The sequence below is a fragment of the Delftia acidovorans NBRC 14950 genome (assembly GCF_001598795.1).
Classification (GTDB): Bacteria; Pseudomonadota; Gammaproteobacteria; order Burkholderiales; family Burkholderiaceae_C; genus Comamonas; species Comamonas acidovorans.
The window spans coordinates 48,644-72,158 of the sequence record NZ_BCZP01000020.1 but is presented as its reverse complement, the minus strand read 5'-3'; the positions used below and the strand labels follow the sequence as shown (position 1 = coordinate 72,158).

Annotated in this window: 19 protein-coding genes and 2 riboswitches; of the genes, 2 read left to right on the top strand and 17 right to left on the bottom strand. The window is 67.1% G+C overall.

What is annotated here, in order from left to right; genetic code table 11:
- Nucleotides 1-151: 151 nt before the first annotated feature.
- The 4 genes from DA1_RS22015 to DA1_RS22000 all read right to left on the bottom strand — a co-directional run bounded on the left by DA1_RS22015 (nucleotide 152) and on the right by DA1_RS22000 (nucleotide 5,360).
- Nucleotides 152-364, bottom strand: coding sequence for a hypothetical protein (locus DA1_RS22015; RefSeq protein WP_012206144.1), 213 nt, complete (start codon nucleotides 362-364; stop codon nucleotides 152-154).
- 216 nt (nucleotides 365-580) lie between these two features.
- Entirely contained in the window at nucleotides 581-1,558 is a 978-nt protein-coding gene (gene ku / locus DA1_RS22010) for a non-homologous end joining protein Ku (protein ID WP_034394907.1), read from the bottom strand.
- 34 nt (nucleotides 1,559-1,592) lie between these two features.
- Complete coding sequence (ligD, locus tag DA1_RS22005) at nucleotides 1,593-4,220, bottom strand: DNA ligase D (protein WP_034394904.1); 2,628 nt, start codon at nucleotides 4,218-4,220, stop codon at nucleotides 1,593-1,595.
- Nucleotides 4,221-4,361: 141 nt separating this feature from the next.
- A complete protein-coding gene (locus DA1_RS22000; protein ID WP_034394899.1) occupies nucleotides 4,362-5,360 on the bottom strand; it encodes a hypothetical protein in 999 nt (332 codons plus the stop codon).
- Between DA1_RS22000 and DA1_RS30615 the strand changes: the two genes are divergently transcribed.
- Nucleotides 5,359-5,628, top strand: a complete 270-nt coding sequence (locus tag DA1_RS30615; RefSeq protein WP_155294290.1) for a hypothetical protein — start codon at nucleotides 5,359-5,361, stop codon at nucleotides 5,626-5,628. The two genes, DA1_RS22000 and DA1_RS30615, sit on opposite strands and share 2 nt — an antisense overlap.
- A gap of 20 nt (nucleotides 5,629-5,648) precedes the next feature.
- Here DA1_RS30615 and DA1_RS21995 read toward each other — a convergent pair whose 3' ends face one another.
- The 12 genes from DA1_RS21995 to gcvT form a co-directional block, all read right to left on the bottom strand.
- Nucleotides 5,649-6,425, bottom strand: coding sequence for an SDR family NAD(P)-dependent oxidoreductase (locus DA1_RS21995; protein WP_034394897.1), 777 nt, complete (start codon nucleotides 6,423-6,425; stop codon nucleotides 5,649-5,651).
- Nucleotides 6,422-7,333, bottom strand: a complete 912-nt coding sequence (gene pdxK, locus DA1_RS21990; protein WP_034394895.1) for a pyridoxine/pyridoxal/pyridoxamine kinase — start codon at nucleotides 7,331-7,333, stop codon at nucleotides 6,422-6,424. Before pdxK ends, DA1_RS21995 begins: the two co-directional genes overlap by 4 nt.
- Nucleotides 7,334-7,500: 167 nt before the next feature.
- Nucleotides 7,501-8,202 (bottom strand): ABC transporter ATP-binding protein, encoded by a 702-nt coding sequence (locus DA1_RS21985; protein WP_034398706.1) that lies wholly within the window; start codon nucleotides 8,200-8,202, stop codon nucleotides 7,501-7,503.
- 8 nt (nucleotides 8,203-8,210) lie between these two features.
- On the bottom strand, nucleotides 8,211-8,978 hold the full coding sequence (livG, locus tag DA1_RS21980) for a high-affinity branched-chain amino acid ABC transporter ATP-binding protein LivG (protein WP_034394891.1): 768 nt from the start codon (nucleotides 8,976-8,978) through the stop codon (nucleotides 8,211-8,213).
- A gap of 52 nt (nucleotides 8,979-9,030) precedes the next feature.
- Nucleotides 9,031-10,269 carry a high-affinity branched-chain amino acid ABC transporter permease LivM gene (locus tag DA1_RS21975; protein ID WP_034394889.1) on the bottom strand — a complete coding sequence of 413 codons (1,239 nt, stop codon included), beginning with the start codon at nucleotides 10,267-10,269 and terminating at the stop codon, nucleotides 9,031-9,033.
- Nucleotides 10,269-11,195, bottom strand: coding sequence for a high-affinity branched-chain amino acid ABC transporter permease LivH (livH, locus tag DA1_RS21970; protein ID WP_034394887.1), 927 nt, complete (start codon nucleotides 11,193-11,195; stop codon nucleotides 10,269-10,271). The genes DA1_RS21975 and livH overlap by 1 nt, the downstream gene beginning before the upstream one ends.
- A gap of 97 nt (nucleotides 11,196-11,292) precedes the next feature.
- The gene (locus tag DA1_RS21965; RefSeq protein ID WP_034394886.1) at nucleotides 11,293-12,414 is read right to left on the bottom strand and encodes a branched-chain amino acid ABC transporter substrate-binding protein; all 1,122 of its coding nucleotides are present in this window, start codon (nucleotides 12,412-12,414) and stop codon (nucleotides 11,293-11,295) included.
- Between the two features lie 341 nt (nucleotides 12,415-12,755).
- Nucleotides 12,756-13,442 carry an RluA family pseudouridine synthase gene (locus DA1_RS21960; RefSeq protein WP_155294348.1) on the bottom strand — a complete coding sequence of 229 codons (687 nt, stop codon included), beginning with the start codon at nucleotides 13,440-13,442 and terminating at the stop codon, nucleotides 12,756-12,758.
- Nucleotides 13,443-13,474: 32 nt separating this feature from the next.
- Nucleotides 13,475-15,694 carry a PAS domain-containing hybrid sensor histidine kinase/response regulator gene (locus DA1_RS21955; protein WP_034398702.1) on the bottom strand — a complete coding sequence of 740 codons (2,220 nt, stop codon included), beginning with the start codon at nucleotides 15,692-15,694 and terminating at the stop codon, nucleotides 13,475-13,477.
- Nucleotides 15,695-15,848: 154 nt separating this feature from the next.
- On the bottom strand, nucleotides 15,849-18,740 hold the full coding sequence (gene gcvP / locus DA1_RS21950; RefSeq protein ID WP_034394884.1) for an aminomethyl-transferring glycine dehydrogenase: 2,892 nt from the start codon (nucleotides 18,738-18,740) through the stop codon (nucleotides 15,849-15,851).
- Nucleotides 18,741-18,811: 71 nt separating this feature from the next.
- The gene (gene gcvH / locus DA1_RS21945) at nucleotides 18,812-19,186 is read right to left on the bottom strand and encodes a glycine cleavage system protein GcvH (protein ID WP_012206130.1); all 375 of its coding nucleotides are present in this window, start codon (nucleotides 19,184-19,186) and stop codon (nucleotides 18,812-18,814) included.
- Between the two features lie 134 nt (nucleotides 19,187-19,320).
- A complete protein-coding gene (gene gcvT, locus DA1_RS21940; RefSeq protein ID WP_034394880.1) occupies nucleotides 19,321-20,454 on the bottom strand; it encodes a glycine cleavage system aminomethyltransferase GcvT in 1,134 nt (377 codons plus the stop codon).
- 59 nt (nucleotides 20,455-20,513) lie between these two features.
- Nucleotides 20,514-20,632, bottom strand: a riboswitch (glycine riboswitch).
- Between the two features lie 15 nt (nucleotides 20,633-20,647).
- Nucleotides 20,648-20,759, bottom strand: a riboswitch (glycine riboswitch).
- 169 nt (nucleotides 20,760-20,928) lie between these two features.
- Between gcvT and DA1_RS21935 the strand changes: the two genes are divergently transcribed.
- Nucleotides 20,929-22,533, top strand: a complete 1,605-nt coding sequence (locus DA1_RS21935; RefSeq protein WP_034398700.1) for a fatty acid--CoA ligase — start codon at nucleotides 20,929-20,931, stop codon at nucleotides 22,531-22,533.
- Nucleotides 22,534-22,548: 15 nt separating this feature from the next.
- On the opposite strand, the gene DA1_RS21930 is transcribed toward DA1_RS21935, so the two are convergent.
- Nucleotides 22,549-23,466, bottom strand: a complete 918-nt coding sequence (locus tag DA1_RS21930) for a LysR family transcriptional regulator (RefSeq protein WP_034394877.1) — start codon at nucleotides 23,464-23,466, stop codon at nucleotides 22,549-22,551.
- Between the last annotated feature and the right edge of the window lie 49 nt (nucleotides 23,467-23,515).

Below are 23,515 nucleotides of genomic sequence, written 5' to 3'. Positions count from 1 at the left end.
ATTTACTCCTTGAAAGAAAGAGGATGGCCTGTTGTATGAGGCAATAATTATTGGAAGAGGCGATTGGCTGAACCAAAGGGCATCGTCAGCAAAGCTCTGGAGATAAAAAAAGGGCCCAGGGGGCCCTTTGCCAGTTCACGCTATCGGCAGCTTAACGCTGCTGATGGCTGCCCTGCTTTTGCTGTTCCCCTGGTTGGTTGCGCTGGGGATTGCTCTGTTGCTGCTGTTGGTTGGGATTGTTCGGGTTGTTGGGATTGCTTTGCTGCTGCTGCCCCGGATTGTTCTGTTGCTGCTGCTGCTTGTTCTTGTCGTTTTGCTGGTTGCTGGCCGTGTTGCCTTGAGGGTTGTTGGTCTGTTGCGTCATTTCCGTACTCCTTAAGTAAACAGCGATGCCGTCATCACTGCAATTTCATTGTGCGACCGTGAAAATGGCGGGCTTGTAGGATATTTGGAAGATTACTTTTGGTAAAGCATTGGAATTTGCTATGGAGTGGTCTTGTTCCATTTTGTCGGTACAAATGGATGTATTTCTTATAATGAAATTGCTTTTGTAAAAAATGCAGCCAGGCCAAATATGGGGTTATTTAGCGGCGGGGCGTTTTGCAGGGGCCCTGGCCGGGGTTTTTGTGGATTTTGTCGATTTTCTGGACGCTGGCGTCTTTGCATTTTTTACCGTTGACGCGGTATTTTTTTCCTTGGCTGCGGTGGCGGATGGTCCGCCTGCGCCCTTGCCCAGGCTGTTCTTGAGCAGGGCCGTCAGGTCCAGCACGGCCGCGTTGGCCGGCGCGGCGGGTGTGGTCTCCTGCTTTTCCACGTTTTGGACATCGCCCGCGTGCGCCTTGGCCTGCACGAGCTGGTGGATTTCCTCGCTGAAGGAGTTGCGGAACTGGTCGGCGTCCCAGGCCTGGCTCATGTCCTTGATGAGGGCCATGGCCATGGTCATCTCGGCGCTCTTGATGCCGGCGGCCTTGGCGTCCAGAGGCGGCAGGTCCAGTTGCTCGAAGGAGCGGATCTCGCCGCCCCAGCGCAGCAGGTTGAGCACCAGCGCCCGGCCGCAGGGAATCAGGATGGCCAGATGCTGCTTGGTCTGGATGACCACCTTGGCCACGCCCACCTTGTTGCTCTTGCGCAGGGCCTCGCGCAGCAGGGCGTAGACCTTCTCGCCACGGTGCAGGGGGGCGGTGTAGTAGGGGCGTTCCAGGTAGATGAAGGGGATGTCCTGGGCATCGACAAAGGCCTCGATCTCGATGGTCTGCGTGGTCTTGGGAAAGGCGGCGGCAATCTCTTCAGCGCTCAGCACCACGTAGCGGCCCTCCTCGAATTCCACGCCCTTGACGATGTCGGCCGTGGCCACCTCCTTGCCCGTGACCTTGTTGATGCGCTTGTAGCCCACGGGCTGCATGTTGCGCTTGTCCAGCCAGTCGAAGTCGATGTCCGAGCTGGCCGTGGCCGCGTACAGGCCGATGGGAATGTGCACCAGGCCAAAGCTGATGGCGCCCTTCCACATGCTGCGCGCGGAGGTGGACGGACTGGATTTGGGGGAGGCGGCTTTCTTCATGGCGTTGCTTTCTTCGATTCCTGCAGGACGGTGCTCAGCGCTGCGCCTCGAAGCCCAGCGCCTTCATGGCGCGGCCCAGGCCCACGGCGGCCGTGCCGTAGTGCTCCCAGGGGGAGTTGCCCAGGCGCAGGCGCTGGTCTACCGAGCGAATGGTCCAGTGCGCGCCGCCCGTGAGCCTGTCCAGCTCGTTCCAGGCCACGGGCACGGAGATGCCCATGCCCGGCCGCGCCCGGGCCGTCCACGCGCAGGCCGTGGTGGCGCCGAAGCCGTTGCGCAGGTAGTCCACAAAAATCTTTCCCACGCGGTTGCGCGGCCCGCTTTTGGCCACGAAGCGCTGGGGCACGGCATGGGCCAAGTGCTGGACCACGGCCTGCGAGAAGGCCTTGACGGTGTCCCAGTCCAGCAGCCGCTTGATGGGTACGACCACGTGCAGGCCCTTGCCGCCGCTGGTCTTGAGGAAGGCCGGCAGCTCCAGCTCCTGCAGCAGCACATGCAGCAGGCTGGCGGCCTCCTGCACCTGCTGCCAGGGCACGCCTTCGCCCGGGTCCAGGTCGAAGGTCATGCGATCGGGCCGGTCGATGCGGTCCTTGCGCGCGTTCCAGGTGTGCCATTCGATGGTGTTCATCTGCGCCGCCGCCACCAGGCCTTCGCGCCGGGACACCTCCATCAGCGGAGCATGGCCGGGGTCCAGTTCCGGCGACAGGGCGGCGATGCCCTGCAGCGGCGCCTGGTCGAGGTGCTTTTGGAAGAACAGCTCGCCCTCGATGCCGTCCGGCGCCCGCACCATGGCCACGGGGCGGGACTTGAGGTGGGTGATCATGAAGGGCGCCACCGTGGCGTAGTAGCGCGCCAGATCCATCTTGGTGATGCCGGTGGAGGGATCGATGACCCGCTCGGGATGGGTGATGGTCATCGAGGCGGGCAGTCGCGCCGCCCTGGCATGGCGGGTTTGCGTTCGTGCAGCGCCAGGCGTGGCGGCAGCGCTGGCGGAAGATGCGGTCGATGGCACGTGCTGTGGCTCCTCTTTGACAATGCTGCGTGCAGGCTTGTCCGCACGCAGGCCCTGGAATACGGCATGGCGGACCTGGCCGTCCTCGGTCCACTGCGCGAACGAGACCTCGGCCAGCAGCGTGGGGCGCACCCAGTGCACCCCGCTGCCAAGGCCCCGGCTGTCCGCCAGCGGCGAGGTGCCGGTGGCAAGGCGCTCCAGGCGCTGGCGCAGGTCGGCCAGGGTGCGCCTGTTGAACCCCGTGCCCACCTTGCCTGCCGCGCGCAGCTGGCCGTCCTCGCCATGCACGGCCAGGACCAGGGCGCCCAGGCCCGTGCGCGTGCCCTGGGGATCGGTGTAGCCCGCGATCACGAATTCCTGGCGCAGGCCGCACTTGAGCTTGATCCAGTCCGCGCTGCGCCGCGAGGCATAGGCGCTGCCGCGCCGCTTGCCGATCACGCCCTCCAGGCCCAGCTGGCAGGCGGCGGCCACCAGGTCGGCGGGCGGGGCGTCAAAGGCCTCGCTGAAACGAAGGCGGTCCGAAGGCGCCTTGTGCAGCAGGGCCTGCAACTGCTGGCGGCGCTGCTCCACGGGCTGGGGCCGCAGGTCCTGGCCGTCATGCCACAGCAGGTCAAACGCGAAGAACACCAGGTGGTCGGTGCGCTCGCCGTCAAAGGCGTTTTGCAGGGCCTGGAAGTCAGGGCGGCTGTCGCTGTCCAGCATCAGCACCTCGCCATCCACCCAGCCCGATTGCAGGGGCAGTGCGGCAAAGGCGCGGGCCAGGGCGGGCATTTTGGTGGTCCAGTCCTTGCCGTTGCGCGTGAAAAGGCGAACGGCGCCGTCCTCGATGCGCGCCAGCAGCCGGTAGCCGTCGAACTTGCTCTCGAAGATCCATTGCCCGGCCTCTGCAGGTGCATGGTCCACCAAGGTTGCCAACTGCGGGGCGATGCTCTGCGGCATGGACGCGGTGACGTGCGTAGCGACGGGCGTGGTGACGGGTGTGGTGACGGGCGCTGTGGCGGTGGGCAGGGGAAGGCCGGCCACGCTGTCGGGCATGTCCCCGACCACGTTGAATTCGCTGGCAGCACGTTCCAGGCCGTCGTGCTCCTTGATCAGCAGCCAGGCGGGCTTTTTGGCGTCGTCCTTGCCGCGCATGCGCACCAGGGTCCAGCGGCCCTGCAGCTTGTGGCCTCGCAGTTCGAACTTGAGCTTGCCCTTGCGATAGCCTTCGGCCGCATCGCCCTCGGGCAGCCAGGTGCCACGGTCCCAGATGATGATCTTGCCCGCGCCGTACTGCCCCGGTGGAATCTGGCCCTCGAAGCGGTTGTAGGCCATGGGGTGGTCTTCCACCTGGACGGCCATGCGCTTGTCGGCCGGGTCGTAGCTGGGGCCCTTGGGCACGGCCCAGCTTTTCATGCTGCCGTCCAGCTCCAGCCGGAAGTCGTAGTGCAGATGGCTGGCCCAGTGCTTTTGAATGACGAATTGCAGGGCGCCCGCGCCGGGCTGCCCTGCAATCGTCTCACTGGAAGGTTCTGCCGAAGGTTCCGGTGTGCGCGTGAAGTCGCGCTTTTGCCGGTACAGCGCGAGCGAGGCCTGGGGTGTCGCCGCCTTGGCCGCCCCTTTGGTGGGGCGGGCCTGGCGGGATGCCTGGGACTTGCTGCGCGTGGCCGGCATGGCGGCATCCGTCAGTGGATGAGCGCAATCAGGATGATGATGGGAATGGGAACGCCCAGGAGAAAAAGCAGTATGGATCGCATGGCAAGCCTCCGTTGAATGGATTGAATTGGATTGATTGGGTTTCAGTGCCGGGGATTATCAAAAGGCATCGCGTTGACGACCACCCCAGGTGGCGCACAGGCTGCCCACAAAAGCGCCCAGCATCAGCGAAACAAACAGCCAGAGCATGGAATGGGCCGTGGCCTTGCGCGCCTCTTCAGCAGCCTGCTTGGCCTTTTGCTTGGCTTCTTCAGCCTTTTGCTCGGCCTGCTTTATCTGCATTTGCACGGAATCAAAGGTGCTACGCACTTTCTTTTGCGCATCTTCCACGGACATATCGGAATTGCGCGCAATCAGCTGGGCCAGGTATTGCTCGTCTGCGGGAGACAGCTGGCCGGTGCGCAGCGACTGGGCAAAGATCACGCCGGCCTCGCGGGTGGCGCTGGCCAGGTCGGCGGGGGTGGCATTGCTGGTGGAGGTAGCGGCGCCTGAATTGCGGAACAGGCTGCCGGTCCAGTAGACCAGGCCCTGGGGCGAGGCATCGGCGCCCGAGGCACCGGCCATGGCTGCGGCACCGCCTGCAGCTGCACCGCCGGCGGCGCCGATCGCGCCGCCCACCACGTTGGAGGCGCTGGTGGCCACGGTCTGCGCTGCCTTGAAGGCGCCGGAGACGGCACCGCCTGCAGCGGCGCCCATCAGGGCCACCATGGCCAGCGTGGCCAGTGCCCAGGACAGAAAGCCGTGGGCCGTATCGCGGAAGTAGACCTCGTCCGTGTGCACGCCTTGCCAGCGTGTGCGCAGCCGCCCGGCCAGATAGCCGCCCACGCCGGCCGAGGCCAGCTGGGTGAAGGCGATCCATGCCACGGCCGTCAGGCCCAGGGCGCCTGCATCCAGGCCTTCACCGGACCATACCGACACCGACGACAGGCCCAGGCCTGTGCCCAGAATGAACAGCAGCAGCGACAGCGATGCCGCCGCCATGGCGCCGGCAAATATCGCGGCCCATGAAACGCCGCTGCGTGAGGTATCTACGGTGGCGACCGTGTTGACCACTGGCGCTTCAGCCAGGGGCGCGGATTCGGAATAGGCAATGGACATGGCCGACTTTCTTGGAGTTGAGTGCCCCATTCTTGCCAGTCGCAATAGACGCCGCTGTAGGAGGATTGGAAATGCAGGACTGGCAAACGCAGATGAAAAACGTCATCCTTTGCCAGATGACGATTTTCAAGCGAATGCTCAGGTTGGATACGGAAAATGCTGCCTGCAATCGGTAATTCTTGCAGAACATTTTCCAGTGCGGTATTTGGATTATTCAGGCCAGTGCGGCGATGCCTTTTCCATTGCCGGATATTCATCGCCGCATTGAAGCTGCCATCCGGAAAATGCTCAGGGCTGGCGCACGTCGGCCACCACTTGCTCGCCAAAATCGGCACGCTGCAGCCAGCCCAGCACCAGCGCTGCCGCCTGCTCGGGCGTGGACAGCTTGCCGCCTTGCTTGAGCTGGGCAAAGTTGCCTGCGTCGGGGAAGGCGGCGGTATCCGCGCTGCGCAACTGCACCTGCATGTCGGTGTCGATGACGCCGGGCGCCAGCGAGCAGATGCGCGCGCCGTGGGGCTTGAGCGCCTCGTCCAGCGCCACGCTGCGGCTGAAATGGTCCATGCCGGCCTTGGCCGCGCAGTAGGAGGCCTGCGAGGCAATGGCGCGCCGGCCCAGGCCCGAAGAAATGTTGAGCACCTTGCGCGGCACGGCTGTCCAGCTCTCGGTGGCGGCCAGGAAGGCGGCCGTCAGCAGCATGGGCGCCTCCAGCCCCACGCGCATGGCCTGGGCAATGTCGGCGGGCTGCAGCTGCGACAGCGGTGCAATCTGCGGAATCACGCCCGCGTTGTTGATCAGGGTGACGCTGGCGTAGCGCGCGGCGTCCAGGCCGGCCAGCCAGTCGCCCAGCCTGCGGGCCGCGGCCTCGGGCTCGCCCAGGTCCACGCTCCACTGCTGCAGCGGCGCGCCCGCCGTGGCGGCCGCCTGGGCCAGGTCTTCGCTGGTGGAGCGCGACAGCGTGACCAGTTCATGGCCGGCATCCAGCAGTTGCCGGGCCATGGCCTGGCCCATGCCGCGCGAGGCGCCGGTAAGAATCGTCAGGGAAAGAAGAGGCGATGCATTGTTCATGCGGGCGATGGTATCGCTTGTGCCCGTGCTGCCGGCCCGGCCGCTGCCTGGGCGGCGACAGGGTCCGATGGCAGCAGCAGCTCGGCGCTGTGCGCCTGCCGGGTGCGCTCCAGCGCCTGCACGATGCGTTCGCAGGCACGTTCGGCCGCCTCGTGCAGGCTGGCGCCCTGCAGCCAGTGGCCGGTGAGCGCGGCACTGAAAAGATCGCCCGTTCCCTTGGGCACCGCGTCCACCCGCGCGTGGGTGATCACATGCACATCATCGCGCGTGACCAGGGCCACGCGCATGCGCTGGGCGGGCTCGCCGTCCAGCTCGGGCGATGCGCTGGTCACGGCCACCCACTGCGTGCGGCCGGTCAGCAGGCTGCGCGCGGCCTGGACCACATCGTCCATGCCGCGCACAGGGCGCGCGGTCAGCTGCTCCAGCTCGAAATGGTTGGGTGTCAGCCCGTCGGCCAGCGGCAGCAGGTGGCGCTGGTAGGCCTCGACCATGGCGGGGTCCACATAGATGCCGCTGTCGTGGTCGCCGATCACCGGGTCCACCACCACGCGCAGGCCGGGCCGCTGCGCCAGCAGGCCGGCAACCCAGTCCGCCAGCAGCGTGGCCTGGGCCGGCCCGCCCAGGTAGCCGGCCAGCACGGCCTGCAACTGCCGCAACCCGCCGCGCGCACCCAGGTCCTGCAGATAGCCCGCAAACCACTCGGCGGCAATTGCTCCGCCGTGGATGCTGGGATAGTGCGGCGTGTTGCTGAACACCACCGTGGGCACGGCCACCGCCGCCAGCCCCAGCGCCTGCAGCGTGGGCATGGCCACGTTGTTGCCAACGCGGCCGTAGACGACCTGGGACTGCACGGACACCACGTCGATGGCCAGGGGTTGCAGCATGTCTTGGGGGGCGCAGGCGTTCATGGGCGTAGGGGAGCAATGAGAGGCAGGGACGTGTTTTATAACGCCTGCGCCCAAGCCGCAGACCCCACAATCGGCCGCGCATGACCAGACCACTGTGCGATCTGCGCGTGAAAAGAAAAAGGCCCGCCAAAGGGCGGGCCCGTGGAGCGCTGGGCGCCTGTGCGTTGTCAGGCGCCCAGGTAGGCGCGGCGCACGGCGTCGTTGGTCAGCAGGTTGGCGCCGGTGTCTTCCAGCACCACCTTGCCGGTTTCCAGCACATACCCGCGGTCGGCGATCTGCAGGGCGCGGTTGGCGTTCTGCTCGACCAGGAAGACCGTGACGCCGGCCGTGCGGATGGTCTGGATGATCTCGAAGATCTGCGCAATGATCAGCGGCGCCAGGCCCAGCGTGGGCTCGTCCAGCAGCAGCAGGCGGGGCTTGCTCATCAGCGCGCGGCCGATGGCCAGCATCTGCTGCTCGCCGCCCGACATGGTGCCGGCGCGCTGGTGGGCGCGCTCACGCAGGCGCGGGAAGAGGCCGAACACATGTTCGATGCCGGCCTCGATCTGCGGCTTGTCCAGGAAGAATCCGCCCATCTTCAGGTTGTCCGTGACCGTGAGGTCCGAGAAGATGCGCCGTCCCTCGGGCGAGACCGCGATGCCCTTGCGCATGATGTGGTGCGAGGGCAGCTGGGTGATGTCCTCGCCCTCGAACGAGATGCGGCCCGAGCTGGCGCGCGGGTTGCCGCACACCGTCATCAGCAGCGAGGTCTTGCCGGCGCCGTTGGAGCCGATCAGCGAGACGATTTCGCCCTGGTTGACGTGCAGGCTCACGCTGTCGACCGCGCAGATGGCACCGTAGTGGGTGGAGATGTTCTCCAGTTGCAGCATGGCAGGCATCAGGCTTCTCCCAGGTAGGCCTTGATGACCCGTTCATCGTTGCGGATGGCGTCCGGCAGGCCCATGGCGATGGGCTTGCCGTACTCCATGACGAGGATGCGCTCGGACACACCCATGACCAGGCCCATGTCGTGCTCGATCAGCAGCACGGCAATGCCGTACTGGCGCCGCAGCTGGTCGATCAGGCCCTGCAGGTCCTTCTTCTCCTGCGGGTTCAGGCCGGCGGCGGGTTCGTCGAGCATGAGCACGCGCGGCTTGGTGATCATGCAGCGCGCGATCTCCAGGCGGCGCTGGTGGCCGTAGGCCAGGTTGCCGGCCTCGCGGTTGACGAACTCGCGCAGGCCCATGACGTCCAGCCAGTGCAGGGCGCTCTCGATCTTTTCCTCTTCGCTGCGGCGGTAGCTTGCCGTGTTGAACAGGCCCGACAGCAGGTTGACGCCCGAGCTGCGGTGCTGTGCCACCAGCAGGTTTTCCAGCACCGTCATGGACTTGAACAGCCGCACGTTCTGGAAGGTGCGCACCACGCCGTGGTTGGCCACGTGGTGGCTGCTGCGGCCCTCGATGGCGCTGCCGTCCAGCGTGACGGAGCCGCTGCTGGGCTGGTAGAAACCGCTGATGCAGTTGAACACCGTGGTCTTGCCGGCACCGTTGGGGCCGATGATGGCAAACACTTCCTGCGGGCGCACGTTGAAGCCCACATGGTCCACGGCCAGCAGGCCGCCGAAGCGCATGCACAGGTCTTTGACTTCTAGCAAATACTCGCTCATTGCCGGCCCTTGCTGCTTTCTGTTGTCCCAAAAATCATGGTGTCGGCATGCCTCATGAGCGCACCTCCACATGGTGGCGGCGCATGGGCAGCAGGCCCTGCGGGCGCCAGATCATCATCAGCACCATCACCAGGCCGAAGATCAGCATGCGGTACTCGGAGAACTCGCGCGCCAGCTCGGGCAGCACCGTCAGCAAGATGGCCGCGATGATCACGCCCAGCTGCGAGCCCATGCCGCCCAGCACCACGATGGACAGGATCAGCGCCGATTCGATGAAGGTGAACGATTCGGGGTTGACGATGCCCTGGCGCGCCGCGAAGAAGGCGCCGCCCAGGCCGGCGAACATGGCGCCCAGCGTGAAGGCGGACAGCTTGATCTTCATGGGGTTCAGGCCCAGGGAGCGGCAGGCGATCTCGTCCTCGCGCAGCGCCTCCCAGGCGCGACCTATGGGCATGCGCACCAGGCGGTTGGAGATGCACAGCGTGACCACGGCCAGCAGCAGCGCCATCAGGTACAGGAAGATCACCATGTGCAGCGAGCTGAACTCCAGCCCCAGGAACTGGTGGAAGGTCGTGCCGCCCTCGGTGGAGGGGTTGCGCGTCATCTCCAGGCCCAGCACCGTGGGCTTGGGGATGCTGGAGATGCCGTCCGGCCCGCCCGTGATGCTGGTCAGGTTGACCAGCATCAGGCGGATGATTTCGCCGAAGCCCAGCGTCACGATGGCCAGGTAGTCACCGCGCAGCCGCAGCACCGGAAAGCCGAGCACGAAGCCGAACATCGCGGCGGCGGCGCCAGCCAGCGGCAGCGCTTCCCAGAAGGACCAGCCGGCCCAGTGGAACAGCAGCGCATAGGTGTAGGCGCCCACGGCGTAGAAGCCCACGAAGCCCAGGTCCAGCAGGCCGGCAAAGCCCACGACGATGTTCAGGCCCAGGCCCAGCATCACGTAGATCATGGCCAGCGTGGCGATGTCCACCGCGTTGCGGCCCGCGAAGAAGGGCCAGGACACGGCGATCAGCAGGGCGGCCAGGATCAGGCCGTTGCGGTGGCTGGGGCGTGCGTGTGGCAGCGAGGGCAGCGAGACCTTGGGCATCTTCGCCGCGATCAGCGGGCGCAGCAGCTGCACCAGGAAGACCAGGGCGCAGGCCCAGGCCACCACCGTCCAGTCGGGGTTGATGATGGTACGGGTGCCGGCGCGCTCCAGGTGCAGGCCGAAGATGGGCGTGACGACCACGGCGGTCATCACCGTGGCGATCAGGGCGTCGCGCAGGTTCAAGGTGGGTTTGGCTTTCATCAGACCTTCTCCACTTCAGGCTTGCCCAGCAGGCCCGTGGGGCGGAACAGCAGGATCAGCACCAGCAGGCCGAAGGCCACGATGTCTTTGTACTCGGACGAGATGTAGGCTGCCGCAAAGGTCTCGGCCACGCCCAGCAGCACGCCGCCCAGCATGGCGCCGGGGATGGAGCCGATGCCGCCCAGCACCGCCGCCGTGAAGGCCTTGATGCCGGCCAGAAAGCCGATGAACGGGTTGAGCTTGCCCACGGCCAGCGCGATCAGCACGCCGCCCACGGCCGCCAGCATGGCGCCCAGCACGAAGGTGAACGAGATCACGCGGTTGGTGTCGATGCCCAGCAGGCTGGCCATGTGCATGTCCTGGGCGCAGGCGCGCGAGGCACGGCCCATGCGGGAATGGCGGATGTACAGCGTCAGCAGCACCATGAGCACGATGGCGACCACGATGATCAGGATGCGCGAGTAGGGCGCATAGATCTCGAAGCCACCTTCGGCGCCGAAACGCAGCGCGCCCGGCAGCAGCGAGGGCACGGCCATGTCGCGCGCGCCCTGGCCCAGGGCCACCCAGTTCTGCAGGAAGATGGACATGCCGATGGCCGAGATCAGGGCCACCAGGCGCGGGCTGCGGCGCAGCGGCTTGTAGGCCACCTGTTCCACCACCAGGCCGTAGACGCCGGTGACGAAGACCGACACCACCAGCATCAGGCCGATGATGGCCCACACGGGCAGGCCGCTTGTCGTGCCGATGGCCGACAGCGTGACCAGGCCGATGTAGGCGCCGATCATGTAGATGTCGCCGTGGGCGAAGTTGATCATCCCGATGATGCCGTAGACCATTGTGTAGCCGATGGCGATCAGGGCATAGATGGCGCCCAGGGACAGTCCGTTGAACAGCTGCTGTATCAGCTGAGGTAAGAGTTCTGACATGGTGTAATGCCGCCCCAAAACAGGAAAAGGCCTAAAAGGCCAGGATGCAGACAACCGGGACACGCGCAAGCGTGCCCCGGCCAGTCAACGAGGGGGATTACTTGGCAGCGACCGACTTGCTGCCGTCCTTGTGCCATTCGAACACCTGGAAGTCGAAGGACTTCAGGTCGCCCTGCTTGTTCCAGCCCACCGAGCCCAGAACGGTCTCGAAGTTGGACTTGTGCAGGTGGTCAGCCACCTTGGCGGGGCTGTCGCCCACGGCCTTGATGCTGTCCAGCAGCACTTGCGTGGCGGCAAAGGCGGTCAGCTGGAAGGCGCCCGAGGGATTGCGCTTCTTGTCCTTGAAGGCCTTGACCACGGCGGCGTTCTTGGGGTTGGCCGAGAAGTCTGCAGGCAGGGTCACCAGCATGCCTTCGACGGCGTTGCCGGCGATGGCGTTGACTTCGGGGTTGCCCACGCCTTCGGGGCCCATCATGCGGACCTTCAGGCCCTGCTCGGAAGCCTGGCGCAGCAGCAGGCCCATTTCAGGGTGGTAGCCGCCGTAGTAGACGAAGTCCACACCAGCGCTCTTGAGCTTGGTGATGACGGCGGAGTAGTCGCTGTCGCCGGCGTTGATGCCTTCGAACAGGGCCACTTCCACGCCGGCCTTCTTCAGGTCGTCGCGCACGGAGGAGGCAATGCCCTGGCCATACGACTGCTTGTCGTGCAGCACGGCAACCTTCTTGGGCTTGGCCTTTTCCAGGATGAACTTGGCGGCGGCTGGGCCCTGCTGGTCATCGCGGCCGATGGTGCGGAAGATGAAGTGGTAGTTCTTGCCGTCGGTCAGGGCCGGGGAGGTGGCCGAGGGGGTCACGACGACCACGCCTTCGTTGTTGTAGATCGGGGCGGCGGCAATCGATGCGCCCGAGCAGACGGGGCCGATCACGTAGCCGATCTTGGCGTTGACCACGCGGTTGGCGGCCACGGGGCCTTGCTTGGGTTCGCAGGCGTCATCGACGGACACCAGCTCGATCTTCTTGCCATTGACGCCGCCAGCCGCATTGGCCATTTCCACGGCGGTGTTCACGCCTTCCTTGACCATGTCGCCGTACTGCGTCAGCGGGCCGGTGGTGGGAACCACCATGGCGATCTTGATTTGCGCATGCGCTGTGGAGAACAAGGCGGCACCAGCCAAACCCAGGGCGGCGACGACGGTGTGCATGCGGAACGGAATGCTCATGAGTACTTCCTTCAACTTTGGGTAAAGCGTTCTGAAAAACGCGGTGGCTCCTGTAGGGGCGATCCGCGCAAAGAAGCACAGATTAATCTCCTGGTTACCAATGGCAACAGGGTTATCCCGGGGCTGGCGCGCATGCAGGCTTTTCGCTAAGGGCTGGATGCCATCGCAGGCCGCTTGTCAACGCCGGTTTTGGGCGACGAAAACGCCTGATGCCGACGGTGCACCCAGACGGTGCTGCATGAAACCAATATGACCGACTGCAAGAAGGGGAAACACGTACACGGAATGTTGCATCGCAGCAACGCGTCAGGGGACGCCGGTTTCCGTGTTTCTGCGGTGGATCAAAACGGTACGGCGGATTCGAAACGCAGCGTTTGGCCCGACAGGGGATGCGCCAGCTCCAGCTGGTGCGCATGCAGCAGCAGGCGCGGCGACAGGGCCTGCACGGCGGCATCGGCATAGAGCGCATCGCCCAGGATGGGATGGCTCAGCGCCGCCATGTGCACGCGCAACTGGTGGGTGCGGCCCGTCACGGGCTGCAGCTGCACCCGCGTGGTGAGTGTGCCCTGGTCTTCGGTGGCTGGTGGCATGGCGCGCCACAGGGTCTGGCTGGGCTTGCCCTGCAGGGCGTCGATGATGCGCAAGGGGCGCCGCTCCCAGTCGGCGGCTATCGGCAGGTCGATGCTTTGCCAGGCGTCGGCCTGCTGCGCGGCAGGGCGGCCGGCGACCACGGCCACATAGCGCTTGTGCACGCGGCGCTGCGCAAAGGCTTCGCTCAGGAGGCGCTGGCTGGCCAGGCTGCGCGCCATGACCACCAGGCCCGAGGTGGCCTGGTCCAGCCGGTGCACGACCAGCGCATCGGGCCAGCGCTGCAAGGCGCGGCCGCTCAGGCAGTCCTGCTTGTCGGGGCCGCGTCCGGGCACGCACAGCAGGCCGGAGGGCTTGTCCAGCACCAGCAGCTCGGCGTCCTCGTACAGGCAGGAGACACCTGCATCGGTATCTGCATCGGCAGCAGTACCAGCACCGATGCACTCCTGCAGCCGTTCAGCGCTTGAGCCGCTCACCGTTCATTCAGGAGCCTGTGCACGGTGGCGCACAGCTCCTCCACGTCATTGGGCTTGTGCACCAGCGCCCGGGCGCCTGCGGCCATGGCGGCCTGCTCGATCTCGGCGGTGATGTAGCCCGAAGCCAGGGCGATGGGCAGCAGCGGCTGGATGGACAGCGCCTCGTACACCAGGTCGATGCCGCTGTAGCCGGGCATGTTGTAGTCGGTGACCAGCAGGTCGTAGTCCTGGGGGGCGGCGCGCAGCGCCTCGGTGGCCTCGTGCGGATCGGTGAAGCCGCTGACCTGGTAGCCGCGACGGCGCAGCAGGCGCTGCACGAGGAAGACCAGGGCCTGGTCGTCGTCCACGTACATCACATGCTGCTGTGCGGCCTGCGGGTCGGGCAGCAGGGCGAACTGCGGGCCGGTCGGGGTTTCTGCGGCTGCCAGCGGCTCCGGCAGGCTGGGCGGCGTTTCGGCCACGGGCGCCTGGGCTGGTGCGTACTCGGCGGGCGCCAGGGCGTCGGCCGGGGGAAAGTACAGCGTGAAACGGCTGCCTTGCCCTGGAATGCTGTACACGTCCACGGCGCCGCCGTGGTTGCGCATGACGCCGTGCACCACGGGCAGGCCCAGGCCCGTTCCCTGGCCCACGGGCTTGGTGGTGAAGAAGGGCTCGAAGATGCGCTGCAGCGTGCGCGCATCCATGCCGGGGCCGTTGTCCTGCACCGACAGCGCCACGTAGCTGACGGGCGGCAGGCCCAGGCGCTCGCACAGGCGCTGGTCGGGGCGCACCAGGTCGGCGTCCATCTGGATCAGGCCGCGCCGCTCACCCAGGGCGTGCATGGCGTTGGTGCACAGGTTGAACAGGGCCTGCTCCACCTGCATGGCGTCGGCCAGCATGGGGGGCAGCTGCGGCGGCACGTGCACCTGCAGCTCCACGGCGGGCGGCAGGGTCACGCGCAGCAGCCGCGCCGTATCGCCCATGACTTCGCGCGCCTGCACGGGCTTGCGCTGTGGTGGCTCGTTGCGGCTGAAGGTCAGGATCTGGCGCACCAGGTCGCGCGCGCGGCGGCCGGCCTTTTCGATCTCCTGCAGGCTTTCGATGGCTGCGGCATTGCCGCCGCAGTCGGCCTTGGCCAGCTCCACGTTGCCCAGGATGGCGCCCACGATGTTGTTGAAGTCGTGCGCAATGCCGCCGGCCATGGTGCCCAGGGCCTGCATCTTGTGCGATTCGCGCAGCTGGTCTTCCAGCTCGTTGCGCTGGGCCTCGGCCTTCTTGCGGCTGGTGAGGTCGCGCGCGAACACGGTGGTGGTCTCGCCGCCGCTGTGGTGCTCGAAGGAGACACTGACCTCGACCGGAATCTCGCGGCCGCTGGCCGTGCGCGCCGTCATCTCGCCCAGCACGGCCTGCGTGGTCAGCGGTGCAAAGGACAGGGCCTGTGCCGCATCGGGCAGGAAACGCTCCAGCGGGCTGCCCAGCGCGTCGTGCGGCGGGCACAGGAACAGGGCGGCGGCCGTGGGATTGAAGACGGTGATGCGCTGGTCCGAGTCCAGGCAGATGATGGCGTCCAGCGCCGAGTTGATGACCGATTCCAGCCGCCGCTCGCTCAGGAACAGCTGGTGGTTGCGCTGCTGCAGCGCCAGGCGCTCGGCCAGCAGCGGGCCCTGGTCCACCACGGCGCACAGGTACTGGGCAATGGGCGGGCCGCTTTGCTGGGGGATGGCGATGCAGGCCACGTGCAGGTCGGCGCGCAGCTGGTGCTGCTCGGTGATCTCGAAGCAGACCTCGTGGGCCTCGGTGCGGCCCAGCTCGCGTGCGGCGGAGAAGGTCTCGCGCACGCGCTCGGCGTCGTCCGGGTGCACGAAGGGCGCGAAGTTCACCAGCAGTCGGTCATGCTCGGAGGGCTGGAAGGCGCTGTGCGCCATGGCGTTGGCCTGCACCACCATGTCGTGCTCGTCCACCACCAGCAGCGGCAGGGGAATGCTGGCGAACAGGGCCTCGAAGCGCTCGGAGGCGCTTTCGGCTACGGCCTGGCTGTAGTCCAGCACGCGGTTCTGGATTTCCAGTTCGCGCTGGTAGTTGCGCAGCTCGGCCACCAGGGCCTGCAGCGGGTCGTCTTCGGGCTGGAAGGGGGGGAAGCGTTCGACGGGGGGCAGGTCGGCGCCGGGCGCCAGCAGCGCATGCAGGGGCAGGTGCTCGTCGTCGCGAGGCGGATCGGAATGGTCTGGGCTGCTCATCGCGGGCTGGCGCTGGGGAAAGCGGCACATGCCGCACAAATCCTGGTGGCCCGCGCCCGGCGTCCGGCAGATTACCGGAGCCCGGCGCGGGCAGGGCCGCAGTGTACGCGCGCCAGGCGGGGCGCCACAAGCGCCCCTTTCGGTGGCAGGTGCTTCAGCTCAGGTAAGCGTCCACGGGGATGCAGCTGCAGTACAGGTTGCGGTCGCCGTAGACGTTGTCCACGCGGCCCACCGGGCACCAGTACTTGGACTGGCGCAGGGCAGCCACCGGGTAGGCAGCGGCCTCGCGGCTGTAGGGGTGGGCCCATTCCGAGGCCAGCAGCGTCTCGGCCGTGTGCGGCGCGTTCTTGAGCGGGTTGTCGTCCTGGGGCAGGCGGCCCTGCTCGATGGCGCGGATTTCCTCGCGGATGGCGATCATCGCGTCCACGAAGCGGTCCAGCTCGTACAGGCTTTCGCTTTCGGTGGGCTCCACCATCAGCGTGTTGGGCACGGGGAAGGACAGCGTGGGCGCATGGAAGCCGTAGTCGATCAGGCGCTTGGCCACGTCCTCGGCCATGACGCCCGTGCTTTCCTTGAACTGGCGCAGGTCCAGGATGCACTCGTGCGCCACATGGCCGTGCTCGCCCGCGTACAGCGTGGGGTAGTGGTCGCGCAGCCGTGCGCTGATGTAGTTGGCGCTGAGGATGGCGGTCTCGGTGGCCAGGGTCAGGCCCTGGGCACCCATCATGCGGATGTACATCCAGCTGATGGGCAGCACGGCCGCATTGCCCAGCGGTGCGGCACTGATGGCACCCGTGCCGCCCGCAAGGCCCGCCGTGGCATGGCCGGGCAGGAAGGGGACGAGGTCCTCGACCACGCAGACCGGGCCCACGCCCGGGCCGCCGCCGCCGTGCGGAATGCAGAAGGTCTTGTGCAGGTTCAGGTGGCTGACATCGCCGCCGAAGCTGCCCGGCGCGGCCAGGCCCACCAGGGCATTCATGTTGGCGCCGTCCACGTAGACGCGGCCGCCGTGGTCATGCACCAGCTTGCACAGCTCCTTGACCTGGGTCTCGAACACGCCGTGCGTGCTGGGGTAGGTGATCATGATGCAGGCCAGGTTGGCACTGTGCTGCTCGCACTTGGCCGCCAGGTCCGCCATATCGACGTTGCCGTTGGCATCGCAGGCGGTGACCACCACCTGCATGCCCACCATCTGCGCGCTGGCGGGGTTGGTGCCGTGGGCGCTGCTGGGAATCAGGCAGACGTTGCGGTGCGACTGGCCCCGGCTCGCATGCCAGCCCTTGATGGCCAGCAGGCCCGCGTACTCGCCCTGGCTGCCGGCATTGGGCTGCAGGCTGATGCCGGCGTAGCCCGTGGCCTGGCACAGCCAGTCGCGCAGCTGCTTGTCCAGTTCCGCATAGCCCTGCTGCTGGTCGGCCGGGGCAAAGGGGTGCACCTGGGCGAACTCGGGCCAGGTGATGGGAATCATCTCGCTGGTGGCGTTGAGCTTCATGGTGCAGGAGCCCAGCGGAATCATGCTGCGGTCCAGCGCCAGGTCCTTGTCCGACAGCTGGCGGATGTAGCGCAGCATGGCGGTCTCGGAGCGGTGGGTGTTGAACACCGGGTGCGTGAGGAAGTCGCTGCTGCGGCGCAGGCCGTCAGGGATCAGCGGCTCCACGCCCTTTTCGAAGGCGGCGAAGCTGGGCAGGGCCTGGCCGTCCCGGGCGAAGATCTTCCACAGCAGCTCGACATCGGCGCGCGTGGTGGTCTCGTCCAGCGAGATGCACAGGTATTCCTTGAAATACACACGCAGGTTGGCGCCCAGGGACACGGCACGCTCCACGATGGCCTGCGTGGCCGCACCCGTGTGCAGGCTCAGCGTGTCGAAGCTGGGCACCTCGCGCAGCGGCGCGCCCAGCTCGGCCAGGCCGCGCGCCAGGATGGCCGTGTACGAGGCCACGCGGCGGGCGATGCGCTCCAGGCCCTCGGGGCCGTGGTAGACGGCGTACATGCTGGCCACCACGGCGGGCAGCACCTGGGCCGTGCAGATGTTGGAGGTGGCCTTTTCGCGGCGGATGTGCTGCTCGCGCGTCTGCAGTGCCAGGCGGTAGGCGGGCTTGCCGTGCACGTCCACGCTCACGCCGACCAGGCGGCCGGGCAGGGAACGCTTGAACTCGTCGCGGCAGGCCATGAAGGCGGCATGCGGGCCGCCCGCGCCCATGGGCATGCCAAAGCGCTGGGTGGTGCCCACCACGATGTCGGCACCCCATTCGCCGGGCGGCGTGATCAGGGTCAGCGCCAGCAGGTCGGTGGCCACGATGAAGGCGGCCTGCTTGCCATGGGCCTTGTCCACGTCGGCGCGCAGATCGTCGATGCGGCCGCTGGTGGCGGGGTACTGGGCCAGCACGGCGAAGTAGTCGCCCTCCATCAGCTGGTTCCATTCCTCCAGCGAGTTGGCCAGCAGCACCTCGATGCCCAGCGGCGCGGCGCGCGTCTGGATGACCTCGATGGTCTGGGGGTGGGCATCGCCCGCCACCACGAAACGGTTGCTCTTGTTCTTGACGGAGCGCTTGGCCAGCGTCATGGCCTCGGCGGCCGCCGTGGCCTCGTCCAGCATGGAGGCGTTGGCAATCGGCATGGCCGTCAGGTCGCAGACCATGGTCTGGAAGTTGACCAGGGCCTCCATGCGGCCTTGCGAGATCTCGGCCTGGTAGGGCGTGTAGGCCGTGTACCAGGCGGGGTTCTCCAGAATGTTGCGCAGGATGACGCCGGGCGTGTGCGTGCCGTAGTAGCCCTGGCCGATGAAGCTTTTGAGCAGCTGGTTGCGGCCTGCCAGCGCCTTGAGTTCGGCCAGCGCCTGTGCCTCGGTGGCGGCCGGCGGCAGCGCCATGGGCTGGTGGCGCCGGATGGAGGGCGGGACGATGGCGTCGATCAGCGCATCGCGCGATGCCGCGCCAATGGCGCTGAGCATGTGGGCCTCGTCTTCGGGCGCGATGCCGATATGGCGGGCCACGAATTCGGTGGCGTTCTCGAGGGCGGCAAGGGGCTGGGTGGAGGACATCAGCATGGAGGGACCTGTCTCAAAAGCTGAAAAGCGCCAGGGCGGGCCCTGGCGCCCGTCCTGGCCGGAAAGTGGCGTCAGTTGCTCTGTGCGAAGGCCGTGTAGGCGGCTTCGTCGAGCAGCGCGGCCAGCTGGCCTGCGTCGCTGAGCTTGACCTTGAAGAACCAGCCTTCGCCCAGCGGGTCGCTGTTGGCCAGGGAGGGGTCGTCGCGCAGGGCTTCGTTGACTTCGACGATCTCGCCGCTGACGGGCATGTAGACATCGGCGGCGGCCTTGACGGACTCGACCACGCCGGCCACATCGCCCTGGTTGAAGCTGGTGCCCACGGCGGGCAGATCGACGAACACCACGTCGCCCAGCGCATCCTGCGCGTGGAGGGTGATGCCGACGATGGCCGCGTCAGGGTTGGCGGCGTTGATCCATTCGTGGTCCTTGGAATACTGGATGCTCATGGCTTGCTCCGATAGAAACTAAAAAAAACCTGTGAAAGGCGGTTTGAGAAAGGTCAGTGCGCACTGTAGCGGCATGCGATGGCAGGAAAAACGAATCCGCCGAACTCGATCCACGCCAAGCGCGCAGGCTGTCCTCAACCGCGGTGATAGCGGGGCGCCACGAAGGGCGTGGCCTGCACCTGCATGGGCACGGCCTTGCCGCGCACCATGGCCTGCAGCGTGGTGCCGATGGCGGCGCTGCCCGGCTCCACATAGGCCAGTGCCACGGGCTGGTTCAGCGTGGGCGACAGCAGGCCGCTGGTGACCTGGCCGACCTTGCGGCCGCTGGCGTCCAGCAGCTCCGTGCCTTCGCGCACGGGCACGCGCTCCAGGGCCACCAGGCCCACGCGCTTGCGCGTGAGCAGCTCGGGCGATTGCAGCTGGGCCAGCACGGTGGCCGCGCCGGGAAAGCCGCCTTCGCGCTCGCCACCAATGCGGCGGACCTTCTGCACGGCCCAGGTCAGGGCGGCCTCGGCCGGGGTGGTGGTCGTGTCCAGATCGTTGCCGTACAGGCACAGGCCGGCTTCCAGGCGCAGCGAATTGCGCGCGCCCAGGCCCACGGGCCTAACTTCGGGCTGGGCCAGCAGGGCACGGGCAAAGGCTTCGGCGTGGCTGGCGGGTAGGGAGATCTCGAAGCCGTCCTCGCCGGTATAGCCGCTGCGCGTGATGTACAGCTCGGCGCCTTCCCAGTCGAAGTAGCCGCCCGTCATGAACACCAGCCCGGCCGTGTCGGGCAGCAGGCGCTCCATGGCCGCGGCGGCCTGCGGGCCCTGCAGCGCCAGCAGGCCCCGGTCGAACTGGGGCTCGATTTCACAGCGCTGGCCGATGCGGGCCTCTATGTGCGCCAGGTCTTCGTGCTTGCAGGCGCCGTTGACGATCAGGAACAGGTCGTCCTCGCGGCGCACGAACATCAGGTCGTCCAGAATGCCGCCCGCGTCGTTGAGCAGCAGGCCGTAGCGCTGGCGGTGTTCGCCCAGGCCCAGCACGTCCATGGGCAGCAGCGATTCCAGCGCCGCGCCGGCATCCGGGCCGCGCAGGCTGATCTGGCCCATGTGCGAGACATCGAACAGGCCTGCCGCCTCGCGCGTGTGCAGGTGCTCGGCCATCAGCCCCTGCGGATATTGCACGGGCATGGAGTAGCCGGCAAACGGCACCATGCGCGCGCCCAGTTCCTGGTGCAGGTCGAACAGCGGGGTCTTGAGCAGATCGGTGGTGGAGGCAGCGGTCAAGGAGGGACTCTCTTTTCGGCAAGGGGCAAGGCACAACGCCATCCCGGAATCCCGGGATGTCCTGCCCTGCTGTCCGCTTTACCTGAGAGATTCACCCGCACCTTCCATGCGTGGGGCTTGCTCCTTCGGTGGATGGGGCACACCGCCGTGCCCTGCATCTCTCTCCAGCTAGGAACGCCTGCGGCCGTGGCGGCAGGCGGTGCCAGTCCTTTTGCCTGAGCGTTCGGGGCGAACCCTGCGCCTTCGGCGGTGCCGCTGCCTGTGACCATTGCGGCCGGGCGGGCACTCTCTCCTGACCGGCGCATTCTAGCTGCGGCCAGCGTCCGCGCGGCTTCGGGATTTCCGCGGGCCGGCCCCAGCTCCATGCGCTTGCCTGCATGGATGCATTTGCAAATTGCATAACTGTCTAAAAAATCTCCTACATTGAGATGCATCGATATATGAAATCTCGTGAGCGAGAAGGAAGAAGCGCACATGCAGCAGACGCTGGGAGACACATTGGCCTGGCCGGCACGTTACCTGCCGAACAAGGAAGCCCTGGTCGCGTGGGAGGGCGGCGAGCGCCGCGCCTGGACCTACGCCCAGCTCGATGCCGAAGTCAACCGCCACGCCCACGGCCTGGCCGAGCTGGGCATAGGCCATGGCGACGTGGTCGCGGCCTTTCTCTACAACACGCCGGCCTTTGTCTTCACCATGCTGGCGGCCGCGCGCCTGGGCGCCATCTTCAACCCCATCAACTACCGGCTGGCGGCCCAGGAGCTGGCCTTCATCCTCAAGGACGGCGCAGCGCGCGCCCTGGTGTTCGAGCACGAGGGCGGCGAGGTGGCCGCGCGCGCCCAGGCCCTGCTCAAGGCCGAAGGCGGCGGCACTGGCGCAGGCATCGAGCACTGGATCTTTGCCGACGATGCCCCGGCCGACCCGCTGCCGGTCTGGGCCACGCAGCGCCTGTCCGCCCTGGCCAGGGGCCGCAGCAGCGCGCCGCCCCAGGCCCATGTGCGCGAGAGCGATCCCTGCATCCTCATGTACACCAGCGGCACCACGGGCCGGCCCAAGGGCGTGCTGCATACGCACCGCAGCAAGCTGGCGCACAACGCCCTCATGCACCAGACCATGCAGTTCACGCGCGACGACGTGGGCCTGGCCATGGCGCCGCTCAACCACACGGCCGAGCTGCACACCAGCTTTTTGCCGCGCCTGCAGGCCGGTGCCACCCAGGTGCTGCTGCGGCGCTTCGACGTGACCGAGGCCTGGCGCCTGCTCCGCGAAGAGCGCGTGAGCTTCTTCTTCGCGGCGCCCACCATGGTCACCATGCTGCTGGCCGACCCCATCGCCTCGCCTGAGCAGGCGCCCGCGCTGCGGCTGGTGGAGTACGGCGGCGCCTCCATGGCGCCGCACCTGATCCGCGAATGGACACGCAAGGTCGGCAGCGACCTGGTCCAGGTCTACGGCACCACCGAGATGGGGCCCTGCATGTCCATCCTCCTGCCGCGCGAGCAACTCTCGCACGCGGGCTCGGCGGGGCTGCCCTCCATGGGCCATGACCTCATCGTGGCCCGCCTGCGCGAAGACAACGCCCCCACCGATCCGGCCGAGGCCTGCCTGCCTGGCGAGGTGGGCGAGATCCTGGTGCGCGGTCCCTGCATGATGGCCGGCTACCTCAACCGCCCTGACGCCAACACCCGTGCCCTGGCGCACGGCTGGTACCACACGGGCGACCTGGGCCACATCGACGACGACGGCTATCTCTGGATCCGCGACCGCATCGACTACATGATCAATTCGGGCGCCGAGAACGTCTATCCCCGCGAAGTGGAAGACGCCCTGGTCGAGCACGCCGATGTGCTCGAAGTCGCCGTCATCGGCGAGGCCGACGAGCGCTGGGGCCAGATCGTCGCCGCCCACGTGGTCGCCAAGCCTGGCGCCACGCCCACGGCCGAGGCGCTGGACGCCTTCCTGGTCCATGGCGACCGCCTGGCTGCCTACAAGCGCCCGCGCCGCTACCACTTCCGCGAGGCCCTGCCCAAGACGGCCAGCGGGAAGATACAGAAGCAGTTGCTGAGGGTGGTGGTGGCAGCCTGAGGCTGCGGCCTGCGTTTACTTCTGCGCAGTACAGCACTGCGCCATCGAGTTGCGCAGCCACCGATGCATGGCATCCCCCTGCTTGCGCACATGCCATGCCTGCTGGTAGGCAAACCGGGGCAGCTCCAGCGGCGGAGCGAAACGGCGCAGCGTTTTGTGGCGGCGCAGGTCGCCAATGGCGCGGCTGCCCACGGTCAGCACGAGGTCGGTGCCTGCCAGCACCTCCAGCGCTGCGCTCCAGTGGGGCAGGGCCAGCACCACGCGGCGGCTCAGGCCTTGGGCGGCCAGCGCCCGTTCGATCTCCTCGCTGGCGTCGGGCCGCATGGCCAGCATGACGTGCGGACGCTGCAGCCAGTCCTGCAGTGACAGCCCGCCGCGTGCAGGCAGCACGGCCTGGTCGGCCACGCTCACGAACTGTTCCTGGAAAAGATCCTGCACCTCGATGCCGTCGGGTAGGTCGGGTGCGCCGGGGAAGGGGCCCAGGGCCAGGTCCAGTTCGCCATCGGCCAGCTGGGCCAGCATCACCTCGCGCGTGGACTGGCTGATGGCCAGGTCCAGCCCGGGTGCGTGCTGGCGCAGATGCCGCATCAGCGGCGGCAGCACGATGCGCGATGCGTAGTCCGACAGCGCCAGCCGCAGCCGTCCGCGTGCGTGGGCTGGGTCGAACTCCGCCTGCGCCAGCAAGCCGTTGAGGCTGCCCAGCGCATCCGCCAGCGGTTGCACCAGGCCTTGTGCGCGTGCCGTCAGCGCCATGCGGCCGCCGCGCCGCACCAGCAACGGGTCGCCCAGATGCTCGCGCAGCTGCGCCAGCGAATGGCTCATGGCCGGCTGGCTCTTGTGCAGCCGCAGGGCCGCACGCGTCACATGTTTTTCGGCCAGCAGGGCGTGCAGGGCCAGCAGCAGGTTGAGGTCGATCCGGCGCAGTTCATCCATGCCATGAATATAGACCGTGCACACAAACGATTTCCATCAACACGCTGGA